Raw genomic sequence first — 897 nt, 5'->3', positions numbered from 1 at the left:
TCCCGGGCTTACTGGCAGGCATGGATGTCGGCGTGATCGCGTCCCCTGAGGAGGGCTTTTGCAATGCCTTGATGGAGAAACTGGCGGCCGGCCTCCCGGTAGTGGTTACAGACGTAGGCGGAAATCCGGAGGCAATCTCAGGCCTGCCAGGATGTGTTTTGGTACAACCTCGCGCTCCCACTGACCTCGCTCGAGGTTTGCTGGAGACAGTAGACCGTCTGCCAAAGCGCAAAACGGAACAGGAGTTTCGCCAGCGGATAATGCGCCAGCGCTATTCGATTGAGGCTATGGCCGACGCCTATGAAGCGCTCTACTTCACGGGGAATGAATGAGCGGGGTTGCAGATGTGGATTGCTCACTAGGCCCGTCGCTGCAAACGAAGTTAGTGAACCTTTCGGCCGGCTTCTGCGCTTTCACAGTCGTTGTATATCAGGCCTGGTTTATGCCTTTCTCCCTGCCATTGTTCACCGGGCGAGATGGCTATCTCAGGTTGGTCTTATACGCGCTCTATGGCGTTGTACTTATCGTCTCTTTGGCAGTGGTAGTGACGCGACGTGACGTGCGCAAAGCTATTTTGCCGCTGGCAATCGGCGCCGCGATTGCGGTGGTACCAATCGCTCTGCACCCTATAGGGATCGTCAACAGGAGCTATTTGACAACTCTTGCTCTTGGTGGCTCTGCAATCACTCTGATGCTTGCGTTTGCCCCACCGATTGTGCTGCGGCTGTCCGCTTCGGTTACGGCCCTCAATGCTATCGCTTGCTTCCTGGATGTGCTTTTCACCCATGGCTTTACCACTACGGTTGGCCGTGCTGCGGGGTTAGCAGTCAACCCGAATGTGGCCGCTGCGGGACTCTTGCTCGGCGGCGCGGCGAGCTATCGCGCCGTACCCAAGGA

2 protein-coding genes are annotated in these 897 nt (G+C 57.3%); both read left to right on the top strand.

What is annotated here, in order from left to right; all coding sequences use genetic code 11:
* The coding region (locus EN780_RS35520) for a glycosyltransferase (protein ID WP_128276556.1) at window positions 1-332 on the top strand (332 nt) is incomplete at its 5' end.
* The coding region (locus EN780_RS35515; RefSeq protein WP_133372923.1) for a hypothetical protein at window positions 329-897 on the top strand (569 nt) is incomplete at its 3' end. The genes EN780_RS35520 and EN780_RS35515, both read left to right, overlap by 4 nt.

The sequence above is a fragment of the Mesorhizobium sp. M4B.F.Ca.ET.089.01.1.1 genome, assembly GCF_004022605.1.
GTDB classification, from domain to species: domain Bacteria; phylum Pseudomonadota; class Alphaproteobacteria; order Rhizobiales; family Rhizobiaceae; genus Mesorhizobium; species Mesorhizobium abyssinicae.
This window is presented reverse-complemented; position numbering and strand designations above follow the sequence as displayed.